This window comes from Nostoc sp. DedQUE09 (assembly GCF_034530915.1).
Taxonomy (GTDB): Bacteria; Cyanobacteriota; Cyanobacteriia; order Cyanobacteriales; family Nostocaceae; genus Nostoc.
Map to the genome: position 1 here is coordinate 110,851 of NZ_JAVRCE010000016.1, position 21,626 is coordinate 132,476.

18 protein-coding genes are annotated in these 21,626 nt (G+C 43.3%); 10 read left to right on the forward strand and 8 right to left on the reverse strand.

Going from position 1 to position 21,626, the window contains the following annotated elements:
• Positions 1-78 precede the first annotated feature (78 nt).
• Entirely contained in the window at positions 79-1,158 is a 1,080-nt protein-coding gene (locus RMY27_RS13165) for a WD40 repeat domain-containing protein (RefSeq protein WP_322663807.1), read from the forward strand.
• Positions 1,159-1,168: 10 nt separating this feature from the next.
• Here RMY27_RS13165 and RMY27_RS13170 read toward each other — a convergent pair whose 3' ends face one another.
• Positions 1,169-2,191, reverse strand: a complete 1,023-nt coding sequence (locus RMY27_RS13170) for a phosphatase PAP2 family protein (RefSeq protein WP_322663809.1) — start codon at positions 2,189-2,191, stop codon at positions 1,169-1,171.
• 133 nt (positions 2,192-2,324) lie between these two features.
• On the reverse strand, positions 2,325-2,969 hold the full coding sequence (locus RMY27_RS13175; protein WP_322663811.1) for an HMA2 domain-containing protein: 645 nt from the start codon (positions 2,967-2,969) through the stop codon (positions 2,325-2,327).
• A gap of 436 nt (positions 2,970-3,405) precedes the next feature.
• Between RMY27_RS13175 and RMY27_RS13180 the strand changes: the two genes are divergently transcribed.
• Entirely contained in the window at positions 3,406-5,772 is a 2,367-nt protein-coding gene (locus tag RMY27_RS13180; RefSeq protein WP_322663813.1) for a WD40 repeat domain-containing protein, read from the forward strand.
• Positions 5,773-5,781: 9 nt separating this feature from the next.
• On the opposite strand, the gene RMY27_RS13185 is transcribed toward RMY27_RS13180, so the two are convergent.
• The 6 genes from RMY27_RS13185 to RMY27_RS13210 all read right to left on the reverse strand — a co-directional run bounded on the left by RMY27_RS13185 (position 5,782) and on the right by RMY27_RS13210 (position 12,584).
• Positions 5,782-6,360 carry an HMA2 domain-containing protein gene (locus RMY27_RS13185; RefSeq protein ID WP_322663815.1) on the reverse strand — a complete coding sequence of 193 codons (579 nt, stop codon included), beginning with the start codon at positions 6,358-6,360 and terminating at the stop codon, positions 5,782-5,784.
• A 251-nt stretch (positions 6,361-6,611) separates the two neighbouring features.
• Positions 6,612-6,920: a DUF5132 domain-containing protein gene (locus RMY27_RS13190; protein WP_322663817.1), complete on the reverse strand. Its 309-nt coding sequence runs from the start codon at positions 6,918-6,920 to the stop codon at positions 6,612-6,614.
• Positions 6,921-6,990: 70 nt separating this feature from the next.
• Entirely contained in the window at positions 6,991-9,240 is a 2,250-nt protein-coding gene (locus RMY27_RS13195; RefSeq protein ID WP_322663819.1) for a heavy metal translocating P-type ATPase, read from the reverse strand.
• Positions 9,241-9,383: 143 nt separating this feature from the next.
• Positions 9,384-10,223: an HMA2 domain-containing protein gene (locus RMY27_RS13200; protein ID WP_322663821.1), complete on the reverse strand. Its 840-nt coding sequence runs from the start codon at positions 10,221-10,223 to the stop codon at positions 9,384-9,386.
• Positions 10,224-10,261: 38 nt separating this feature from the next.
• The gene (locus tag RMY27_RS13205; protein WP_322663823.1) at positions 10,262-11,527 is read right to left on the reverse strand and encodes an HMA2 domain-containing protein; all 1,266 of its coding nucleotides are present in this window, start codon (positions 11,525-11,527) and stop codon (positions 10,262-10,264) included.
• Between the two features lie 880 nt (positions 11,528-12,407).
• A complete protein-coding gene (locus tag RMY27_RS13210; RefSeq protein WP_322663825.1) occupies positions 12,408-12,584 on the reverse strand; it encodes a hypothetical protein in 177 nt (58 codons plus the stop codon).
• A 29-nt stretch (positions 12,585-12,613) separates the two neighbouring features.
• On the opposite strand from RMY27_RS13210, the gene RMY27_RS13215 reads away from it, so the two are divergent.
• From RMY27_RS13215 to RMY27_RS13250, 8 genes are all read left to right on the forward strand, one after another.
• A complete protein-coding gene (locus RMY27_RS13215; protein ID WP_322663827.1) occupies positions 12,614-12,817 on the forward strand; it encodes a hypothetical protein in 204 nt (67 codons plus the stop codon).
• A gap of 125 nt (positions 12,818-12,942) precedes the next feature.
• Positions 12,943-14,307: an LLM class flavin-dependent oxidoreductase gene (locus RMY27_RS13220; protein ID WP_322663828.1), complete on the forward strand. Its 1,365-nt coding sequence runs from the start codon at positions 12,943-12,945 to the stop codon at positions 14,305-14,307.
• A gap of 72 nt (positions 14,308-14,379) precedes the next feature.
• Positions 14,380-15,747, forward strand: a complete 1,368-nt coding sequence (locus tag RMY27_RS13225; RefSeq protein WP_322663830.1) for an LLM class flavin-dependent oxidoreductase — start codon at positions 14,380-14,382, stop codon at positions 15,745-15,747.
• 181 nt (positions 15,748-15,928) lie between these two features.
• Positions 15,929-17,467 (forward strand): amidohydrolase family protein, encoded by a 1,539-nt coding sequence (locus tag RMY27_RS13230; protein ID WP_322663832.1) that lies wholly within the window; start codon positions 15,929-15,931, stop codon positions 17,465-17,467.
• 299 nt (positions 17,468-17,766) lie between these two features.
• The gene (locus RMY27_RS13235; RefSeq protein WP_322663834.1) at positions 17,767-18,435 is read left to right on the forward strand and encodes a dienelactone hydrolase family protein; all 669 of its coding nucleotides are present in this window, start codon (positions 17,767-17,769) and stop codon (positions 18,433-18,435) included.
• 154 nt (positions 18,436-18,589) lie between these two features.
• Positions 18,590-19,210, forward strand: a complete 621-nt coding sequence (locus RMY27_RS13240; protein ID WP_322663836.1) for a GDSL-type esterase/lipase family protein — start codon at positions 18,590-18,592, stop codon at positions 19,208-19,210.
• 117 nt (positions 19,211-19,327) lie between these two features.
• Complete coding sequence (locus tag RMY27_RS13245) at positions 19,328-20,326, forward strand: aldo/keto reductase (RefSeq protein WP_322663837.1); 999 nt, start codon at positions 19,328-19,330, stop codon at positions 20,324-20,326.
• 77 nt (positions 20,327-20,403) lie between these two features.
• Positions 20,404-21,459, forward strand: coding sequence for an aliphatic sulfonate ABC transporter substrate-binding protein (locus tag RMY27_RS13250; protein WP_416212340.1), 1,056 nt, complete (start codon positions 20,404-20,406; stop codon positions 21,457-21,459).
• The last annotated feature ends 167 nt before the right edge of the window (positions 21,460-21,626 follow it).

A 21,626-nucleotide genomic window follows, 5' to 3' on the forward strand; every position in this document is an offset into this window, starting at 1 on the left:
GACATGATATCAGTTTTTATTTGTCCGAATCAAGCAAGGTTTATTTGCTAGATTTGTTGCAGTTTCAGCAATATCGCTATGAAATTACCCATCCTATTTAAAACCTTAACATTACTTGGTTTTTTCCTGACTATACCTTTTAGTATGATTCCTACCTTTCGGGTGATAGCGAATACACCTAATACTTCTACAGATACTGAACAAGTAAAGCGGTTGAAATTAACTTTATCAGGACACACTGAACCTGTCCGTGCATTAACTCTTTCCGCTAGTGGTCAAGTTCTTGCTAGTGGTAGCGATGATAAAACAATCAAACTGTGGAATCCGGCTACAGGTGTATTGCTTCGCACTTTAACTGGACATCGGGAGCGCATTAAATCAATCTTGATTACTCCAGACAATCAAACTCTAATTAGTACAAGTTTGGATAACACTATTAAATTTTGGAACACGCAAACAGGAAAGGAAATTCGCACCATTGTTGAAAAAACCGGGGTAAGAGCAATGTTACTGACCCCAGATGGACAAACTTTAATTAGTGGTAGTGGCGATCAAACTATCAAATTTCGGAATTTCAAAACTCGAAAAATTGACCGGATACTGAAAGTAGAAACAACAGCACTTGCAATTACTCCTGATGGGAAAACCCTCTTCAGCGGAGGTGAAAATGGAGGAAAAGTTCGGGTTTGGAGTCTGGTAACAGGTAAACAACTAGGCAGTTTTACCCCACCATTACCCAAAAAGGAAGACCTCATCAACGGTTCGGAACGAGCATCTGCCCCAATTACGCTTGCTGTTAGTAACGATGGGACAATGCTCCTCAGTGGTGGATACGACGATAGCTTTCAATCTGGTGGAGTCAGAAGCACAGATAGTAAAGGTTTCAAAGCTTGGGACTTGAAAACAGGGAAACTAATTCATAATTTTTCGTTGGGTACGAGTATTGATGCGTTAATTATAAGTGCCGATAGCAAGACATTTATTACTGGTGGTTTAGGTAGAGAAATCATATTACGCGACATCAAAACAGGAAAATCACTCATGAAGCTTACCGGACACGCAGGTGGGATTTATGGACTTGCATTAAGTAGTGATGGAAAGACTTTATATAGCGGTAGTGGCGATAAATCTGTTAAAGTTTGGCAGATAAAACCATAGTTATAAAAAGTCACTGTACATTTTCTGAGAGTTGTTTTCTAGTGGTCTCCAAGCTAAGAATACAGAAAATCAACCACACTAAACCTGCCCCGTAGCCAGCTGTCACATCAGTTAGCCAATGTACTCCAAGATAAAGCCGACTGAAACCAATGGCAACAATTAAGCCTATAGTCAAACCATAAATCCAAAAGCGCCATTCAGGAAACTGTTTTGCTAGAATATAGCCGATAAAACCGTAAATCACTATTGAAACCATTGCATGGCCGCTGGGGAAACTGTGTTGGCCTACTTTAATAATATGTTTCCACAGTGCTGGACGCGCTCTACCAAATAATAATTTCATTAAACAATTTAGCAAGGTTGCGCCGACTCCAGCTATGCCCAAGATAGTTGCTTCCCGGCGACGATTATAAAATAACGGACTAATTGCCAGCCCCAAAGAAGATAACAGCATTACTAGTGGATCGCCAAGAAAAGTGATACTAAGCATGATGCGATCGCGCAGTGGTGTATGCAACTTCTGGATCAAGAGCAAAATGGCTTCGTCAAGATTATATGCATACAACAATCCGGTGGCGCATACAAGAGCGCCAACAGCCCCCAATACCGGAATAAGTTGACTACCTGTTTGGTTTAATTGTCGCTGCATAGATATTTGAGGCAGTATGGCTGAATCAGATATGTTTCGGTTATTACCCCCAACGAAAGCAGTATTTTCTTTAGTGACTGCGGCAGAAGCAAGTGATTTACTGCTTTTTTGCCGATAATTTAAGAGGATGTCTTGAATGAGGAGAGCGATCGCGTTTAAACTCTTATCTGGAGTAAAAATAACAAGCACATTCCCTGTGTAACTATTAGCACTAGCTCGCAAGATTATTTTCTGCTCTAATAATCTCGATTCAAGGTATCTTTTAAGGGCCTCTGAATGATAAAGCCCATTTACCTTATATCTAGCTCTTCCTTTAACAGCAGTATGTATTGGTTGAACCCAATGATTTTCATTGAGAAGTTCATCGAAATAAGCTGTACCCATTTTTTTTAATTGATAATAGGGACATTTAGATTGGGGGCTAGGGAAGAGAGATTTTCATCAGCTCTGAGGGAGCGCAGTTATTTCAAGCCTACTTCTTAACCATCAATAATGTTAATGGTCACTGTATTGGCAACTACACAGCCTTAACTTCCCTCACAGGTTGCAGTTGTAAAGGCGGGGACTTCACCTCACCATTGCCGCGCAATCGCCATCGCTTGTTGGGCAAGATAAACATGGTGGCAGATTTTAGCCTCTTAATTATGCTTCTTGAGGTAGAAAGTATTCGTTCCCAAACGTCTGTCCTAACCCTTCGATACACAATAACATTACGTGCTTGGTTGATTTTGCGTGTACTATCAATTAAGTTGATTAGAGCGTCAAAGATAGCCCCTATGATTGATTTGGTCGTTACCTCTTTTGGCAAAACCACATTTTGAGCAGTTTGAATCAGACCGATCAAATGCTCGCGCATTTGATTATCTGAAATTCCACCTACTTGATAATTGATGACGATGGATGCAGCTTTCGGGTTAGCACGAACATTTGTAACCTTAGTGTCGGATTCTATCACCAATTTGAGTTGATTAGCGTACTCAGGATCTTTGGCTAACAAAGGAATCCGAAAACGAATGCGCCCAGGTATTGCATGGACAATGCTATATAATATCTTTTTAGATGGCGCTGTTTTCTTAGCTACGCTTTTAGCTGCCTTTTTTGATGGTAAACGCAGATTAAGACTAGAATTTTTGTCAGAATTATTCGGTTTCATAGAAGTCATAAAAACAATTTTTAATTTAAAAAATAAAAAGCATAACCGAGGTTTATAAACTTATCTCTTGATGTTCTCAGAGAGCGTTTTATTAAACTGCATTGACTTTACTTTATTTATACCTATTCTTTTGAGGGAAAAAATCTATCCCAGTAGTGAATCTAACTGTCGCTGCTATCAGGTTGATTAAGTTTCTTTAACACTACGTTTCGCTAATAATCTTATAAATACTCTCTCCCCTCTGTTAGATGATGATCATTTTTATTTCCAGATGTTTAAGTATATATTCGGCTTAAAATGTCAAGTTTTTAACTTGCAATAGTTGAGTTACTATATTCCCAAATAGTAAAATGAAGAGTATATATGAATTTACTGGCTGGCAGTATTGCCCTGATTTCATGCAAGCGTTGCTTGTTTATTTTCTTTAGTTTCTAGGTATGTGTTTATGCAGCAAGGGTTAAGTTTACTAATTCAATTAGTACTAGAGTTTGCACCTGTTGTTGCAGAGCTAGTACAAAAGAGAAGTCAAGATTTAGCTCTGAGCAAATATGAAGCGATTGAAGCAATTCCTGAATTAATCAAAGCTCTAAATCCTTCAAATAAAAAAAGCAGTTATATTGAAGACTTTGAACAAGAAAAAATTTTCCAACAGCAATTAGTAGCCGAGAATCACCAAACGCAACTAAGAATAGCCGCCCAAGAGCGAGAAACAGCCCTCAAGTTGCCAGAAGTCAATAAAATTCTTGATAGCTGGCCTTTAAGATTGTACCCTTCACAAATTTTAGACCACACCAATTATGAACGCACTCCACTGAAAATTTTTATCGCTCCTCCTCAAGTACATTTTGACCACTTTGACGATAATAGAGATGAAAGAATTTCCCAAATTGAGTTAATGTTGGCTGAAGGATTACGAGATTTTCTCAACAAGCATTACTCTTTACACAGTCAAGTTAGACCAACAGAATTATTGGCAGGAGCTTGGGATAGTAAGCGTTTTCACAGTGAATCAAGTATTAAGGCTCTGTTTGGAATGTTGAAAACAGAGCCAACTTTGATTTTAGAGTCAGAAAAAGATGGAGATTATTTAAATTTTCGGATTGCCTACTGGGGTTTGGGACAAGGTAATTATTATTATAAAACAATTGCTCGTTTACCTTATCGAGAAATTTTGGAAGAGTCTGCTAAAAGACGAGCGTTAGAATGGAAAAAAATCAGAGATGAACTCTTGGCATTGGGAGAAGACTTAGAGGAAATTAATCAGATTGGAAAAGACAATGTTGTTAATTTGGCAATTTTAGAAAAGGTAGAAAAATGGAATCAAAAAGGAATTGATATTAGTAAGTTATCTTTACAATATCAAGTTAACCGTCAAGACTTTGAAAACCTTTGCCAGGTTTTGATTACTTATCACTGTTTGGTTGCAGGTTGGGTAGCGGATGTTTACCACCTGGTTAATCATGGTGTAGCTCCGCTACTACCAGAGTTGCTGCCGAGTTTGCTGTCAGATACTTTTGATTTACAATCAGTACAGATTATCGCCTCCGGTTATAAGCAAGTTTACCAAGCTCTAGAAAATGAGCGTTGTTACTGGATTCCAGAATTGGCTTTGCAATTAGCCCAGAGTTTATCTCATTTAAGCGATGCCTACGGTGGTAAACTACGCTCTTGGGCAAATGAACAGCTTGATTATTCTGTGAATACATGGTTACAACTACGCCAAATATCACTACAGGATTCTACTAACCCGCTTCAGGCAATGCAATTAGCCGTCAGTGTCGAAGATGAAGAATATGTGAAAAAGTTAAGAGAATATTTTGTCGCGGTGGGTGATAGTCAGAGTCTTGCTGATGTTGAGGAAATTTTGAATTGCGTCGCCAACCTCAAACACCAAGTAACGCTACAACATATCGTTCTCAGCCATACCCTAACTGGACATTCAGAAAAAGTAACATCTGTTGTCATTAGTCCTGATTCTGAGAGTTTAGTTACCGGGTGTGCAGATAAAACCATCAAGGTATGGAATCTTAAAAGCGGCAAACTTATTCGCACCCTCGTAAAAGATTTAGGCGAAATTTCCTCTATTGCGATTAGTCCTGATGAACATTATCTCGCTGTTGGTAGTTGCCAACATCCCAAAAGTAATGTGCGAGTATACAACCTCAATTCTGGCAAATTAATCCACACTCTGTTAGGACATCAAAAACCGGTTAACTGCATCGCCATTAGTCCTGATGGACAAATTCTTGCCAGTGGCAGTAATAAAATCAAAATTTGGAATTTGCATAAAGGCGATGCCTCCGGCGGGCTATGCCAACGCATTTGTACCCTTTGGCATTCATCAGCAGTTAATTCTGCTGCTATCAGTCCTGATGGTACAATTCTTGCTAGTGGTAGTTCTGACAATAAAATTAGGTTGTGGAATCCACGCACGGGAGATCCATTACGCACCCTCAACGGACATTTAGGTGGGGTGAAATCAGTAATCATCAGTCCTGATGGCGAAATTCTCTTTAGCGCTAGCACAGACAAAACTATCAAAATTTGGCATTTAGCTACAGGTAAAGTGCTACAAACTTTAACTGGACATTTAGAAGAGGTAAGATCCTTAGCTGTTAGTCCTGATGGAGAAATTCTCTTTAGCGGTAGTGCAGACAAAACCATCAAAATTTGGCATTTGCTGACGGGAGAGTTACTGCAAACTATTACAGAACATGTAGGGGCAGTAAACTCTATTGCTATTAGCTCCGATGGTCAATTTCTTGCTAGTGGTAGTTCTGACAAAACCATCAAGATTTGGCAGATTAATTAAGCTTTTTAGTTACTCGTTTGATGATTGTTTGTGGCTAGTTCCGTGCAATTTAATAAAGCTATCAAAAGCATACCATGCTAAAACATACCAAGGAATAACTTCTAACTGCAATCCTTTATTAAGTAGTTGTCGCAGCGAAAGACTAGCTAATCCTAAAGGGAAAAGAATCCGCAGATCGAAAGCACCATCTGTTGACTGTTTGACACGCTGGTTTAAGTCAACAACCGCAGATGATACTCCTGCTGCCGCCTCGGTGTTACCCTCGGAAACATCGGCAAAAATTATTCCTAAATCTTTAAGTGTCGCCAGCACATTTTCTAAACTGCCATCTTTACCATCGTGATTGATAACAATACTTCCATGATGGACATTTGTCTTAACTTGATTAATGTGAGAATTTTCTGACAAAGTATTGGCGATGCTTTGCATTTTTTCTGGTTGACGATGGGAATGAGCCAGTCTTAACCGTAATCTTCCGGGAGTCGAACTAACAACTTTTGTAGATATTGGTTTTGGTGGTGTTTTAAAAGTGGGTTTGTCTATAATTTTTGGCATTTTATTGTAAGTGCTATGACCATTTGTCAACATGCAACCACCTTTTTTACTTGTGTGATAGTGGATTTTTTGTTGTGGGTTTGTTATTTACAGGAATGAGTGCAAAATTAAGGAATAATATGTCTGCTTGATTACTTATTAAACCCGGAGAACCCCACCCCGCCAAAGCTGTGCTTTGTCTCCCCTCCCCGCCTGCGGGGAGGGGTTGGGGGTGGGGTTCTTTTATTTTGGTAATTGGAAGTTGCCTATGGCAAAGAATTTAACTTGCTAATGGGCAGATGAAATTATGCACCATTATCGGCGACATTATCCGCATTGGTGGCAGACGCTTCAAATACGGGGGTTTCTTTTTCTTCAGCAAGTTCGGCTCTGGCTTCGGCTACCATGTCTTCCCAGGTTTCGCCCATTTCTGCAATGGTTCCTTTGCTTCTTTCATAAAGACCAATTCCGCCTTTGATGACTGATTTGACTAAGGGTTTACCAACTCCAGCGACAATGGGCAGAAGAACGGGTGCTAAGAGGACTGCACCAATTCCGGCTATGATACCGGGAGCGCCTGCATCTTCAACAAAATCACTAATTTTAGGTGCCATGTTCAATTTTCTCCTATTAATTAAGAAACCTTGGAAAGCTTTTTAAGATACTCTTGGCGACATAGTTGCATCATCTTGCCGATGGTAGAGCTTTATGTTGACGATTTTTAAGAATTGGACGCAAACCGTTGACTCCGGCAACTACGGTTGAGCCATTGTTGACTACTGTTGCAGCTAAGGGGTTAAGGCCAAAGAAAACGGCGATCGCCATTGCTGCTAAATTAGGAAAGGCAACAAGTGCTGTGTTTTGCCGAATCAATTGCTTGGCTTGACGAGCGATCGCGATCGCTTCTAATAAACCATGCAAGTCATTCTGCATCAACACTAAGTCTGCTGTCTCGCGGGCTATCTCAGAACCGTTGGCAAAGGATACGGAAACATCGGCGTAGGCTAAAGCTGGCGAATCGTTGATCCCATCGCCTACAAATGCAACCGTCTTACCTTGTTCGTGCAGTTGGCGGACAACTGTTGCTTTTTGTTCTGGAAAAGCTTCTGCGTGAGTATGCGTTGGCAAAATACCAAGTTCAGCAGCAACGGCTGTAGCAGTTCGCTTATTATCGCCGGTTAGCATGTGAATCTCTACACCTTCGACCGTCGAAAGTGCTGTGATGACTTCGCGGCTTTCGGGACGGAGAAGATCACTATATTTAATAATACCTTGAAGTTGACCGTTGCTGGCTACATAAATCGCTGAATTTGGAGATTTTTGGTGGCCATTTAATGCTTCCATGTCAACGCCACTGGTACGCAAAAAGCGATCGCTCCCGACGTAAACTGTCTCTCCATCAATCTGAGCTTGCACGCCCAAACCTAATTGATAGTCCCACTTGCTACGCGGCAAAATTTCCACTTGCTCTGCTTGGGCATAGCGAATAATTGCTTCTGCTACTGGATGAGTTAAACGTTGTTCGGCGGCGGCGGCTAATTCCAACACTCGCAATCTTGAGGTTGCTGGATTAAGACTTTCCACACTGACAACATCGACTTCTCCCTTAGTCAGAGTCCCCGTTTTATCAAAAACTATGGTATCAACTTCTGCTAATTGTTCTAACGCCCGTCCGCTCCGGATGAGAATACCCCGCCGTGCAGCATAAGTTAATGCTGCTAAAACTGTTGTGGGGACGGAGACTCGAATCCCTGTAGCAAAGTCTAAAGTTAAAACGCTGGCTGCTCTTGAAGGGTTGCGGGTTGCGGCAAATACTGCCCCACCAAGTAGCAAAGTTGGCACAACAGCTTTTTGAGCAAATTTCGTTGCATAATTCTCCATCCGCGTATCGTGGACAGGCGCTTCTTGCATTAATTTAATGCTCTGTCCGGCGCGCGTATCGTTCCCTATCCATTCTGCAACAATATAAATTCGTCCTTCTCGTACCAATGTTGAAGCGAAAACTGGTTGTCCTTTTTTCTTCAGCACTGGCATCGACTCGCCAGTTAGTTTCTGCTCATCTAGGAGGGCTTTACCTCGCAAAATGCTGCCATCAACCGGCACTTGTTCGCCAGGGTAAACAATCACTGTATCCCCACGTTGCACATCTTGAATGGGAATTTGTTGCTTGTCGCCATTGCGTTCCACCCAGACAAATTGCCCTAGAGAACTAAGTAAATCTAGAGTTTGTTGAGCAGAAGAACGAGCCGTGCGATCGCGGATATTTTCGCCTACTTCAATTAAACTCAGCATTAGCGATGGTGTGAGAAATTGCCCTTGGAAGGTAGTAATAGCGATCGCCATCAAATCCAAAAAGTCAATATTCAATTTTCGGTCTACACTAATACCTTCCCAGGCTCGTTGGATAACGGGAAGTGTAGCAATGGCGATGGGAAGCACCACTATCAAAGGCGGGATTGGTAATCCTAACGGCCCTCCTAGTACTGCTAAAGTAGTTGCAACGGCAGAGAGTTGTAAACCTGGCCAAGATGGCTCTTTTTCGGTTTCTGATAAAGATGTATTTTTGAGAACGACTACTTCACTTGCAGCCTGAATCAAATCGTGAAGGTGCGATCGCATCTTCGCATCAGAAACTTTATCAGATTTATAAGTAACTGCAACTGACATTGCCGCAGGCTTGACACGGACATTCTTCACCAGCGCATCTGCTGACAACAACACTTCAAGACGTTTGGCATAATCTGCATCACAGCGTAAGCGAGGTACGCGAAACCGCAGTCTTCCGGGTGTTGTGTGGACAAGGCTGTATGTAACGTTAGGCAACTCTCTTTTAGAGTGTCCATTAGTGTCAATTAAAGAAACTTTTCCATTTCCTTCCAACACAGTGAATTGAGATTTGGGAGGTGATGGTAGTTCCAGTGCTACTTTTGCCATTTACTTTTCTTTGATCCAAATATTGTTACACTTCGATGAAAATCGGTTCTTTACCTTAGTAAAGAGAGCAAATTAGCCACCAATCCTGCGAGATTGATTAGCTATCAACAGTTTGGTTATTTGTAATTTGCTAGATTAGTTAGCTAACTTATTGCTGTGGCGGGATCATTGGCAGATTCAATTAGATTGGCTAGATGAGATATTGCTGCTGACAAAAAGCTTTGCACTCGCTTCTGAGAATTCTGCATCATTCCAGTTTTATAGGTAATGACAACCGATCTCGCAGCGCTATTGACTCGCTCACTTGTAACTGTAGAATCTGATTTGAGTAATGTCTCTAACCGTTGGACATATTTTGGATCGCAGGCAATTCGAGGCACACGAAACCGTATCCTTCCGGGAATTGCATGAGCAATGCTATAAGCAACTTTTGCAGGTTTTTTTGGTTGTTGAATTACAGAATTTGAGGATACCAAATTGTTTTTAGTTTTAGAGACTGACGCATCCGCAGAAGTTAAAGAGAATGTTGCTGATTTCTGCTTCTGGGCTTCTCTTTTTGGCTTTTTATCCTGCCTGTCTTCTATTGTCGTCACCGCAGTTGAGTATGGTTTGAATTGGTTTGCACTTCCTGGTACCACTTCTGGATTAGCAGCAAACTGAATCAAATTAGCCAAGTGCGATCGCATGTCAATATCTGACTTTACATCAGATTTATAGGTAATGGTAATTGACCCCACCCTATTAGTATTGACTTGCTGATTTATTACCAAAGGCTCATTAGCAAGCAAGGCAAGAAGACGTTGCACATATTTTGGATCTTCGCTAATTTGAGGTATGCAAAACGCCACTTGTCCGGGAAATGCACAAATAATGCTATATGCTACCCTTGAAGGCGGCGTTACTGGACAATTAGTCTCGTCTGTGACTGTTTGCTCTTGTTTCTTGTCTAAATTTACTGCCGTCTCTAAATTTAAACCAGTCATAATTGCCCTCCAGTATTCCGCAATTTGAAACTGTATATTTAAGTTCCCAAGGGTAAGTTCGCCATCATACCTAATGACAATGACATCGCAGGCGATTTTAAGTTAGTCCACGGACTAGATAACTCTAGAGTTGTTTGGTTTGCTGTTGTTGCGTCTCTAACTTCAGCCGTCTGAGTAACTTGAATAGTATGATTTGCCGTTGTTGCGTCTGTAATTTCAGGAGTCTGACTAACTTGAGTAGTATGATTTGTCGTTGTTGCGTCTGTAATTTCAGGAGTCTGACTAACTTCTAGGGGTTGTTTCGCCGTTGTTATCCCTACTGTTGGTGGGTTTATCTCCAACGCTAATTCCATCAGACTCACCCAATAAGATAATGGAATATCATGAGACTGATAAGCGATCGCGATCGATGCTGCATCAAAATTCACACGCACGCTTGTAACTTGAGCATCGGTTTTCACTATTCTCTCAAGTCGCCGCCCATAGGCTCGATTTTCAGCGATTTTCGGCACATTCAACCGAATACGTCCGGGAATTTGATGAACTACGCTGTAGTCAATCTTTGCAGGTGCTACTACCTCACTAGTCTTATCAACATTTGTTGACTTTTCTTGTTGAATAGTAGATTTGCACTTTTCTTTTGATAGTGCCGACTCAGATTTTATATCGTTTTTTATCGCAGAACTGGTATGAGAATTTTTGCTGTTTTCTGATGTCGAAACTTGAGAGCCTAGATAACCAATTACACCACGAGTTGCATCCGCCGCAATCATGTAAACTGGAATCGATACCCAGCCATGAATTCCTAACCCTCCTGTTACCGCCAAGCCTGTCATCATCGGAATTAAGGAAATACCTTGCTCTTTCCAAAATGAAGGCGATTTCCAAGCTGCAAAGGGATCGGTCTTGCTAGGTGAATCAGACGAAGCCTGGGGCAGTTGGATATCAAGATCGGATTTTAGCGCTAAAATTTGCGGTAAAGAGAGCTTATCTTCATCAAAATTAACTACCAAACTACCCGTTTGCTCATTTACGCTAACTTCCCTCACTCCTTCTATGGAGCGTAAATCTTGGGCTATGTTGTTTAATATCGAGTTAAGACTACTGTCAGTAGTCCGGAGTCGCACGCGCCCAGCAGTTAAATGAACTATTTGCAAGCCAGCTGAAGGCTGTGACTCCGTTGACTCTGCCATCGCTTTAGTTGTATTATGATTAGCTTTATTACTTTGTTGTGTAGAGATTAAGTCAGATGAGATTTTACCCCACGGATTTAATTTTTCGTGATTACTGATACTTTTAGCCATTTCCTCGATTACCCAATAGCTCAATCAAGCGATAGGTTAACAACAGGTTAAATGTAACACGTAGCTTTGGGGTTAAATCTATTTCTTCCGGATTATTTTCTATTAAAACTTATTAAGATTTGCTGTTCATATTCTTGTTTAGTAAATACGTCTAAAGTAAGTAAACCAAAAAGTTTTGTAAGGATTTAGGTCAAATAGTTAGGAAATAGAGACGGGCAAAACTGATAATTAATAGAATCAGCCAGTAGTGCTTGTACAAAGAAATCAATCACAGACCAATCTTGACAAGGACAAGTCTAGAAACATCTTAATTTTTCCAGCATTCTCTCCAAGCATCTGGCTCGTCGGTTTAGCTAGTAGTCTGCCAAGGAAACTTTGCGTTGTGGTCAGCAGAGGAGCGGAGGGGCAGAGAGGCAGAGGGGAAAGAACTTATACAATCTCTCCCCTGCTCCCCTGCTCCCCTGCTCCCTTGCTTACCTCTACGTAGCAATTTTGGGTTGGTACACTACTAGCTTTGGTCTAACAATTTTGGAAACAGGCTCAAGTAGTTTGCCCTCATGCATATTTCGCTCCCATGCAAGTAGATTTTAAAATTTAAGAGTTCTGTCTGTGCTGAATTCTAATTATCCAATCGTAGCCACTGGAGGCAGAGCCTCCCAGGATGGATTCCCAGCCTCGAGCCTGGGAAGCAGTCAGGGCTAGGGCTATATCTTAACTTAGTGTCATTCGGTCGAAGGAACCTAGAGAACTGTGTAATAAGCTTTCAGTACCATAAATAACTATATACTCAGTAAATAATTAGTTTGTAATACTTAATATTCGAAAAACTAATAATTAGTTCTCCATATTATTGTGATTTCCAACACATCTTTTTTTGTATTTATTGTGTAGGCTCTATCTGGTGGGTAAAATTACTAGATAAATTTATGGTAGTTAGAGCGCCAAGCAGCAGCATTCCTAATTCTGCTGTGGGATTAACCTGACTTACAGTTAGGTTATTTGATTTTTGAGCAATTAGTAGGTAACTGAACGGCGAGTTACTAGAAAATCTTTGCATGACGACATTCAGTGTCTAGCAAGAGGTGAATGCTTGAATGGCTGACACCAATACCTCAAAGTTTTACAGGGAAAAGATTTTATCGATATGCCATCGGAGGATTTTTTGGACGTATATCAGTGGTTAAAACCATGATGCTGTCGTCTTTTCATAAGCACTTGCCACTTAATAATGTGGGTTTGACCAAAATGTGTAATGCATTTGAGCAGTTAGGAATTGCCAACCTTTCGTAGCAGCAGTAATCATAACTGGCGTAGCGCAAATCAGCGATACCGACCCTAAGCTTCTCTACGAGACGCTCCGCGTAGCTTGCTTCCCCGCAGGGGTACGCTAACGCACTATAAGAAAAGAAAAATATATGAGTACAACACGCAAGTTTCGTTTAGGTGCATTCATTCAAGCTACTGGACACCATGTCTCTGCTTGGCGACACCCCGATTCACAAGCAGATGCTGGACTGAATTTCGAGCATTACAAGGAAATTACCCAAACCGCCGAACGCGGCTTATTCGATGCAGTTTTCTTGGCAGATAGTCCAGGAGTTTGGGGCGGCGCTCCAGAAACTCAGCATCGCAATGGTAAAATTGCCCATTTTGAGCCTGTCACCCTCTTCTCGGCCTTATCCTCTGTAACCCAAAACATTGGCTTCATTTCCACCGCCTCGACTACTTATGAAGAACCCTACACCTTGGCACGTAAGTTTGCTTCCCTAGACTACTTGAGTAAGGGCCGGGCTGGGTGGAATGTAGTCACTACAGGCAATGAGAATGCTGCACGTAATTTTGGACTTGAGCATCACCCGGAACACAGCCAGCGTTATGAACGAGCTGAAGAGTTTGTGGAAGTGGTGAAAGGTCTATGGGATAGTTGGGAAGACGATGCTTTCATCCGTGACAAAGAGTCTGGTGTCTATTTCGACCCGGATAAACTGCATACATTGAACCACAAGGGCAAATATTTTTCTGTAAAAGGCCCTTTAAACGTTGGTCGTCCGCCCCAAGGTTATCCGGTGATTGTTCAGGCTGGAGCCTCCGAATCGGGACGGGACTTGGCTGCACAGACTGCCGAGGTGATTTTCACCGCCAATCAAACCCTAGCCGATGCCCAAGAGTTTTATGCTGATGTCAAAGGTAGGCTAGCACAATATGGGCGATCGCCAGACGATCTCAAAATCATGCCTGGTGCTTTCCCAATCATTGGCCGTACCGAAGCAGAAGCTCAAGAGAAGTACGAATTCTTGCAATCGTTAATCCATCCCGATGTCGCCTGGGGAATTTTAAAGAACTATTACAAGGGTGTGGATTTGTCGAAATATTCTTTAGATGATGTAGCTCCCGAACTACCCAGCGACACCAACACTAACAAAAGTCGTCTCAAACTAGTCAGAGATTTGGCTACTCGTGGAACTCTCACACTCCGCCAACTGTATCTCTCTCTTGCTACTGCACGGGGTCATCGCACCATACTTGGTACTCCCGAAACCATTGCCGACCAGTTAGAAGAATGGTTCAACAACGGTGCAGCCGATGGCTTTAATATCATGCCGCCAATCCTTCCCACAGGATTGGATGAATTCGTTAATCTAGTCGTTCCTGTCCTCCAAAAACGGGGACTGTTCCGTACCGAATACGAAGGCAGTACCTTGCGCGAAAACCTGGGATTGCGTCGTCCGGCCAATCGTTTTGCTGCTAAACAACTAGATGAAAGATTGGTGTTGGCGTAAATGACTTTTCATATCTGCACCGTGCTTCAGCACACATGAAAAGCAATTAACTATCGCACTGTAAAAAAAGATATGAGCACAACACGCAAGCTTCGTTTAGGCGCATTCGTTCAAGCCACCGGCCACCACATCGCGGCTTGGCGTCACCCCGATTCACAAGCAGATGCTGGGCTAAATTTCGAGCATTACAAGGAAATTACCCAAACCGCCGAACGCGGCTTGTTCGATGCAGTTTTCCTGGCCGATAGCCCCAGCCTACAAGACAATAGTGAACCAGAGGTGCTAAAGCGCAACGGTAAATTAGCTAAGTTTGAGCCAGTGACACTATTTTCTGCACTGGCCCCATTAACCAAACACATTGGCTTTGTTGCTACCGCTTCAACCACTTATGAAGAACCCTACACACTTGCACGTAAGTTTGCCTCGCTAGACTATCTGAGTAACGGTAGAGCAGCGTGGAATGTAGTCACCACAGGTAATGAGAATGCCGCAGGTAATTTCGGTCGTGATGAGCATTTAGAGCATAGCCAGCGCTATGAACGCGCCGAAGAGTTTGTGGAAGTAGTGAAAGGTCTGTGGGATAGCTGGGAAGATGATGCTTTCATCCGAGACAAAGAATCTGGTGTCTATTTCGACCCAGATAAACTGCATACACTCAACTACAAAGGCAAACATTTTTCTGTCAAAGGCCCTTTGAATGTCGGTCGTCCGCCTCAAGGTTATCCGGTGATTGTGCAGGCTGGTGCTTCAGAAGTCGGCCGTGAACTGGCGGCAAAAACTGCTGAAGTTATTTTTACTGCTAACCAAACGCTGGAAGACGGACAGGAATTTTATGCTGATGTGAAAGGTCGGTTGGCTAAATATGGCCGCCAACTGGACGATTTGAAAATCATGCCGGGTGTGTTCCCGGTGATTGGCCGCACTGAAGAAGAAGCTCAAGAAAAATACGAATTCCTGCAATCGCTAATTCACCCATCGGTAGCATGGGGTTTACTGGAAACGCGTTATAAGGGCATCGATTTATCCGGCTATTCACTCGACGATCTCGCCCCACCTTTGCCCAGTGATACCAACGGTGGTAAGAGCCGCCTGAAGTTGCTGACGGATCTCGTAAATCGTGGCAATCTCACGCTGCGCCAGTTATATCTCTCTGTCGCTACGGCGCGGGGTCATCGCACCATAATTGGTAGTCCCGAAAGTATTGCTGATCAGTTAGAAGAATGGTTTATCAACGGTGCGGCAGACGGCTTCAATATTATGCCGCCAATCCTACCTACAGGGTTGGACGACTTCGTTAATTTGGTCATCCCCATCTTGCAGAAACGCGGACTGTTCCGTACCGAATATGAGGGCAGTACTTTGCGTGAAAATCTGGGATTGCCTCGACCGGGCAATGGTTTTACTGCCAAAAAAGTGGATAAGAACCTGGTGGTGGCGTAAATGAATTTTTCACGGATGCTTATGCCATACCTTTTAAACCGTACTTTCTGTAGATCGCCGCCTTACAGAAAATTGTAGGGAGACGCGATAAATCGCCGTCTCTACAGGAAATTTATTTGTCAATAGCACCATTGATGCTGAAAAACTCTGTAATTTTTGTGCCGTAGGCAAGGAAAAAAACATGACTGAATATAGCCGATTGAAGACCTCACGCTCTGCTGCAATCAGAGCAACTCTTGATTATCCAGTAATCGACACCGACGTTCACACCAATGATTTCACGCCAGCTTTTGAGGATTATATCGCTAAGTACGGCGGTGTGAAACTTGTAGATGAGTTACGTAAGACGGAAGCTTCCCGTCTTAACTCTAAGAGCAATGGTAAAGACTGGTATCAACAAACTCCTGAAGAACGTCAATATAACCGCACAATCCGATCGCCTTGGTGGGCTAGAGTTACCAAAAATACATTGGATCTCGCCACTTATACTCTCCCCGGATTGCTTTATGAGCGTCAGGCGGAACAGGGATCGGACTATTCGGTGCTATTTCCCAATAATGTCTTAGCACCAGCTGGAGCTAGCCCAGAGAATCGTCAAGCACTGCAACGCGCGGTCAATCACTATCATGCTGATATTTACCGGAAATATAGCGATCGCTTGACACCGGTAGCTGGTATCCCATTAACTACTCCCCAAGAAGGCATTGAGGAGCTAGAGTTCGCTGTGAAAACACTGGGCTTAAAAGTGATTAATATCACTGGCGGGGTGAAACGGCCAATCAAAGCGATCGCTGATAAATATCCAGCTGATAAATTCCCCGAAATCGCCAAGTACGCTTCTTATATCGACTTTTACGGACTAGATAGTGAATACGACTACGATCCTTTCTGGGCCAAGGTCGTGGAACTTGGCGTACCCGTCACCACCCATTACGGCAGCCAGGGTTGGACTGGCCGCTCTTCCATCAGTAATTACATGAACAACCATATCGGTCACTTCGCCGATGGTTCGGAAGCATTTGCAAAAGCGCTGTTCTTCGGCGGTGTTACCAAGCGTTTTCCGCAGTTGCGTGTAGCGATGCTGGAAGGTGGCGCAGATTGGGGTGCGCGTGTCTACATTCATTTGGTAGATCGGTTCTTGAAGCGCAATATCAAGGCACTGGAAAACTACAATCCAGCGTTGACAAATGCCGATGAGTTGTTTGAAATATTTGAGCGCTACGGTGCAGAAGTTGCTCAAGGGTATTCCCTCGATAAGGATGAATTGACCAAGACTGTACTGGGAGCTTCATTCAGCCGTCATAGCCGTGCGCCGATTGGTAGCGAATTAGATGATTTTGCCGCCGCAGGTATTGAAACAATTGAAGACATCCGCGATCGCTGGGTGAATAGTTTCTTCTTTGGTTCCGAGTCCGACGATCGCACGATCGCTACGGCATTTAATGACAAAGCCAATCCCTTGGGAGTCAAAATCAACGCCATCTATTCCTCCGATGTTGGTCACTGGGATGTGCCAGACTTAACTTCCCCCTTGGCTGAAAGCTGGGATTTGGTTCAAGAAGGCGTTATTTCCGAAGCCGACTTCAAATCCTATGTATTCGCTAATCCCTACAAGTTTTACACCCAAGCTAACCCCGATTTCTTCAAGGGTACAGCGATCGAATCCAAGGTAAGTAACACCGAATTTAAACAAGTGGACAAGAGCCTAGTAGTGGCATAAAGAGTGCTGAGTGCTGAGTGCTGAGTGCTGAGTTTCGTTAGCGGTAGCGGGGTGTTTAGCCCGTGCTAAGTACTTCTTAATTCACTCAGGACTTAAGACTTAGCACTGAGTAGGGTAAAAGGCGAGATGAGGGAGCAGAAGAGAAGTTGCAGTAATGTTTTTCTCCTCTGCCCCCCTGCCCCTCTGCTCCTCTGCCCCTCTGCCCCTCTGCCCCCCTGCTCCTCTGCTCCCCTGCCCCCCTGCCCCCCTGCCCCCCTGCCCCTCTGCCCAATCCCCAAATCAAATTAGGAGTCACAACAATGCCTGTTGAACAACGCTCTCACGACACCAACAATGGTTCCTTGCCTTATCTTTTCTCGCCTGTTTCTGACAATGCCAACAAACCTGCGCCCTTAGTACTTTTTCTGCACGGAGGACGCGATCGCGGGACGGATTTGAATGTGCTATTGAAATGGGGTTTACCTCGTTTCGTGGATTTATCCGACTCGTTACCTTATGTCTTTGCTGCACCCCAAATTCTGGCCGAACAGACTTGGGCAGATCGAGCAGATGATGTGCTTACTTTGCTTGATGAACTGATTGTTTCCCAACCCGTCGATCCAGCGCGGGTGATATTGGCTGGGTTCAGCTTAGGCTCGGCGGGTATCTGGCATATCGCTGCTTTACATCCCGATCGCTTCGCAGGTTTAGTACCTGTGTCTGGACGTGTACCGAAAACATTAGCAGAAAGCGAACTAGCTGCACTCAAAAACATTCCCGTTCAGATATTCCAAGGTGGACAGGATAAAAATCTGCCGATTGAGGATACAGAGAATTTTGTTGAGCGCTTACGCAAAGTCGGGGGGAAAGTTGATTTGACGGTGCTACCGGAAGGCGATCATTTTATTGCAGATGAAGTATACGGCGATCCGAAGTTACAACAGTGGCTAATTTCCCAGAATCGGCGTGAAATTTCTGTAGTTGCTTGAGGTGAAATGTTCAAAAACTAACTTGCAATATTCAGTGGGGTAGGCAGCGTCCTGCCTTCCTAACATAACAATATATTAATATCTTCTAGAATCATGAACATAATGCTTCTTCTCAAAGCAAAACCGAGCTTTTTCGGCAAAATTAAGTTGAATTATGTCAGATTCTCGCAAAGAAATCAGAATTTGTTTTATTGGTGAATCCTTTGTCAATGGCACAGGCGATCCAGAGTTTCTGGGTTGGACAGGTAGAGTGTGCCGCAATGCTGAGTCAAGAGGATACGCTATCACCCATTACAACTTGGGCGTGCGGGCAGAAACTAGTCGGTATCTCAAACAACGTTGGTACTCGGAAGTCTCTTATCGTCTCCCAAAAGAATCCGATGGTCGAGTAGTGTTTTCCTTTGGGGCAAACGATTCAGGATGGGCGGGTAAACAGCAAGGAATCGAACTTTCAGAGTCGATCGCAAATGCTCGCAGTATCTTAAGCCAAGCAAAGCAACTCTATCCGATTTTGATGGTTAGTCCGCCACCCTGTGGTGATGTCGATCAAGAAAAAAGAAATCAAATTCTTGCAAATCTGTCAGAGAAATTCGCGTTGGTTTGTAATGAACTAGATGTTCCGTATCTTGATGTGTTTTCTAGTTTGGTGAAGTCACCAATCTGGCTAGCAGAAGCAAAAGCTAATGATGGCGCTCACCCAAAAGCAGATGGTTATGCAGAATTTGCTGCGATCGTCCAAAACTGGGAAGGTTGGTTAAATTGGTTCACACCTTAAAAATATCGACATCGGGCTAATTATGGCTTAATCGATGTGTCTTATAAGGTTTTAGTTTTGCGATCGCATTGCATTCTATTTAAAAATTTCAAAACTTTCTCAATCAACAACATTTTTATGACCTTACCAACTACCAATCTCGGTAAAACTGGATTGACCGTTTCGCGTCTTTGTCTCGGCACTATGACCTTTGGTTTGCAGACCGACGAAGAAACTTCCAGGCAAATCCTCGACACCGCCGCCGATGGCGGTATTAACTTTTTAGATACAGCCGACGTTTATCCCCTCGGTGGTGGGCTTGCTACTGCTGGACGCACTGAAGAAATCGTTGGGCGCTGGCTCAAAGGCAAACGCGAATATTTTATCTTAGCTACCAAGTGCGTTGGTCGAGTTGGCCCTGCACCTTGGGATCAGGGAGCTTCGCGTAAACATATTTTGGATGCGATCGATGCTTCCCTGCGACGACTGGGAACTGATTATATCGATTTATATCAATTGCACTCCGACGATGCTTCAACCCCCCTTGATGAAACTCTGGAAGCGCTGGATGCAGTGGTTCGTGCTGGTAAGGTGCGCTACATCGGGGTTTCTAACTTCTTAGCCTACCGACTCGCCCGCGCCTTGGGTCGTGCTGAGACGCGCAATTTAACCAAGTTCATCTCAATTCAGCCCCGCTACAACCTGTTATTCCGCGAAATTGAGCGAGAACTATTGCCCCTGGCGAAAGAAGAAGGATTGGGTGTAATTTCTTACAATCCATTGGCGGGTGGTCTACTTACAGGTAAACACAATTTTACTCAAGGCCCCACATCAGGTACGCGTTTTACGTTAGGTGCTGCCGCAGAACGTTATCAAGAACGCTACTGGCGCGATCGCGAGTTCAATACTGTTGAAGATTTACGCACGGTAGCGGATCTCGCTGGATTTTCCCTCACCACTCTAGCAGTGGCTTGGGTATTATCTAATCCCATTATCACTGCCCCGATCATTGGTGCTAGCCGTCCAGAACAACTTGCTGACAACCTCAAGGCGGTAGAACTAAAACTTGACGACAATTTGAAACAAAAGTTAGACGACATAACCGCCGAATACCGAAGAGGAGATTCTCTTCGTTAGAAATTATGGAAATGACAAATGACTAATGACAAATGACTAATGACTCAAATCAGAAATATCTCATGGATAAAATAGCTATGATTAAACGCCGTCGTTTTCTTCATTCTGCTACTTCCGGGCTATGTGGATTTTCTATGGCATATCTGTTAGGAAGTTGTAGCGAACAAAGCCAACAATCTTCTTTTACAAACAGTATTAATGCCAATGAAGGTTCCCTTGGGATAAAAACTAAAGTTCTACGCATGGGATATCAGAGTGCGGGGGATCTTTTCCGAAATCGGAAAGTTTTAGAAAAACGTTTGGAGCCGTTGGGAATTAAGGTAGAATGGGCGCAATTTGTCCAAGGGCCACAACTGATGGAAGGGATGGCCGCGGGAAAAGTTGACGTGGGATCGGTGGGAGAAACACCACCAATTTTTGCACAAGTGGCTGGCTCAAAACTTGTTTATGTAGTCGGTACACAAAGAAACCGAAGAACGGGGACAAGTAGTGTTATTGCTGTTCCGCCGGAATCTCCCCTTCAGAAGTTTGAGGATATCAAAGGTCAAGAAGTTTACTTTCAAAAAGGCTCGGCATCACACTACTTTATTATCAGAGCGTTGCAATCAATCGGCTTAACCCTTAAAGATATTAAAATCAGAAGTCTGCCGACTATCGAAGCGCGGGCTGCTTTTATCGAAGGTAAAATTCCAGTTTGGATGACAGGAGATCCGCACTATGCGATCGCTCAAAAGATGGGTCGAATTCGAGTGCTTAAAGATTCTGTTGGGCTAGATTCTCCTGGTGGCTATTATATTGCTGACAGAAAATTTGCCGAGGAAAATCTTGGCTTGCTAAAAATTATCATTGAAGAGCTTAATAAGCTTGACAAATGGGCAGAGGCAAATCGAGGCGAAGTTGCCAAATTGATGATTACTGAACAAAAGCTCGATCCAGATGTGGTAGAAATAGCGATGTCTCGTCGCACTTTTGCAGGACGCAGAGGACTCAGCCCTGCACTAATTAAAGAACAACAACGTGTGGCAGATTTGTTTTTTGACGAGGGTGTAATACCAAAGAAAATCAACATTCAGGAAGCGTTACTCCCACCTGATGTCTATGCTGCAATCACACCAAAAGAAATTATGGTCTAGTAGTCTGCCAACCCAAAAATGCGTTTGTAAGGGCTGGGTAAAGGGGAAAGGGAAAAGGGGAAGGGATTTAAAACCTTTCCCCCTTCCCCCTTTCCCTTTAGCCCGTCAAGTTCACTTGGCGAACTACTAGTGGAGTACTTCTAAAAGTCTCTAATGCCATCGGACGG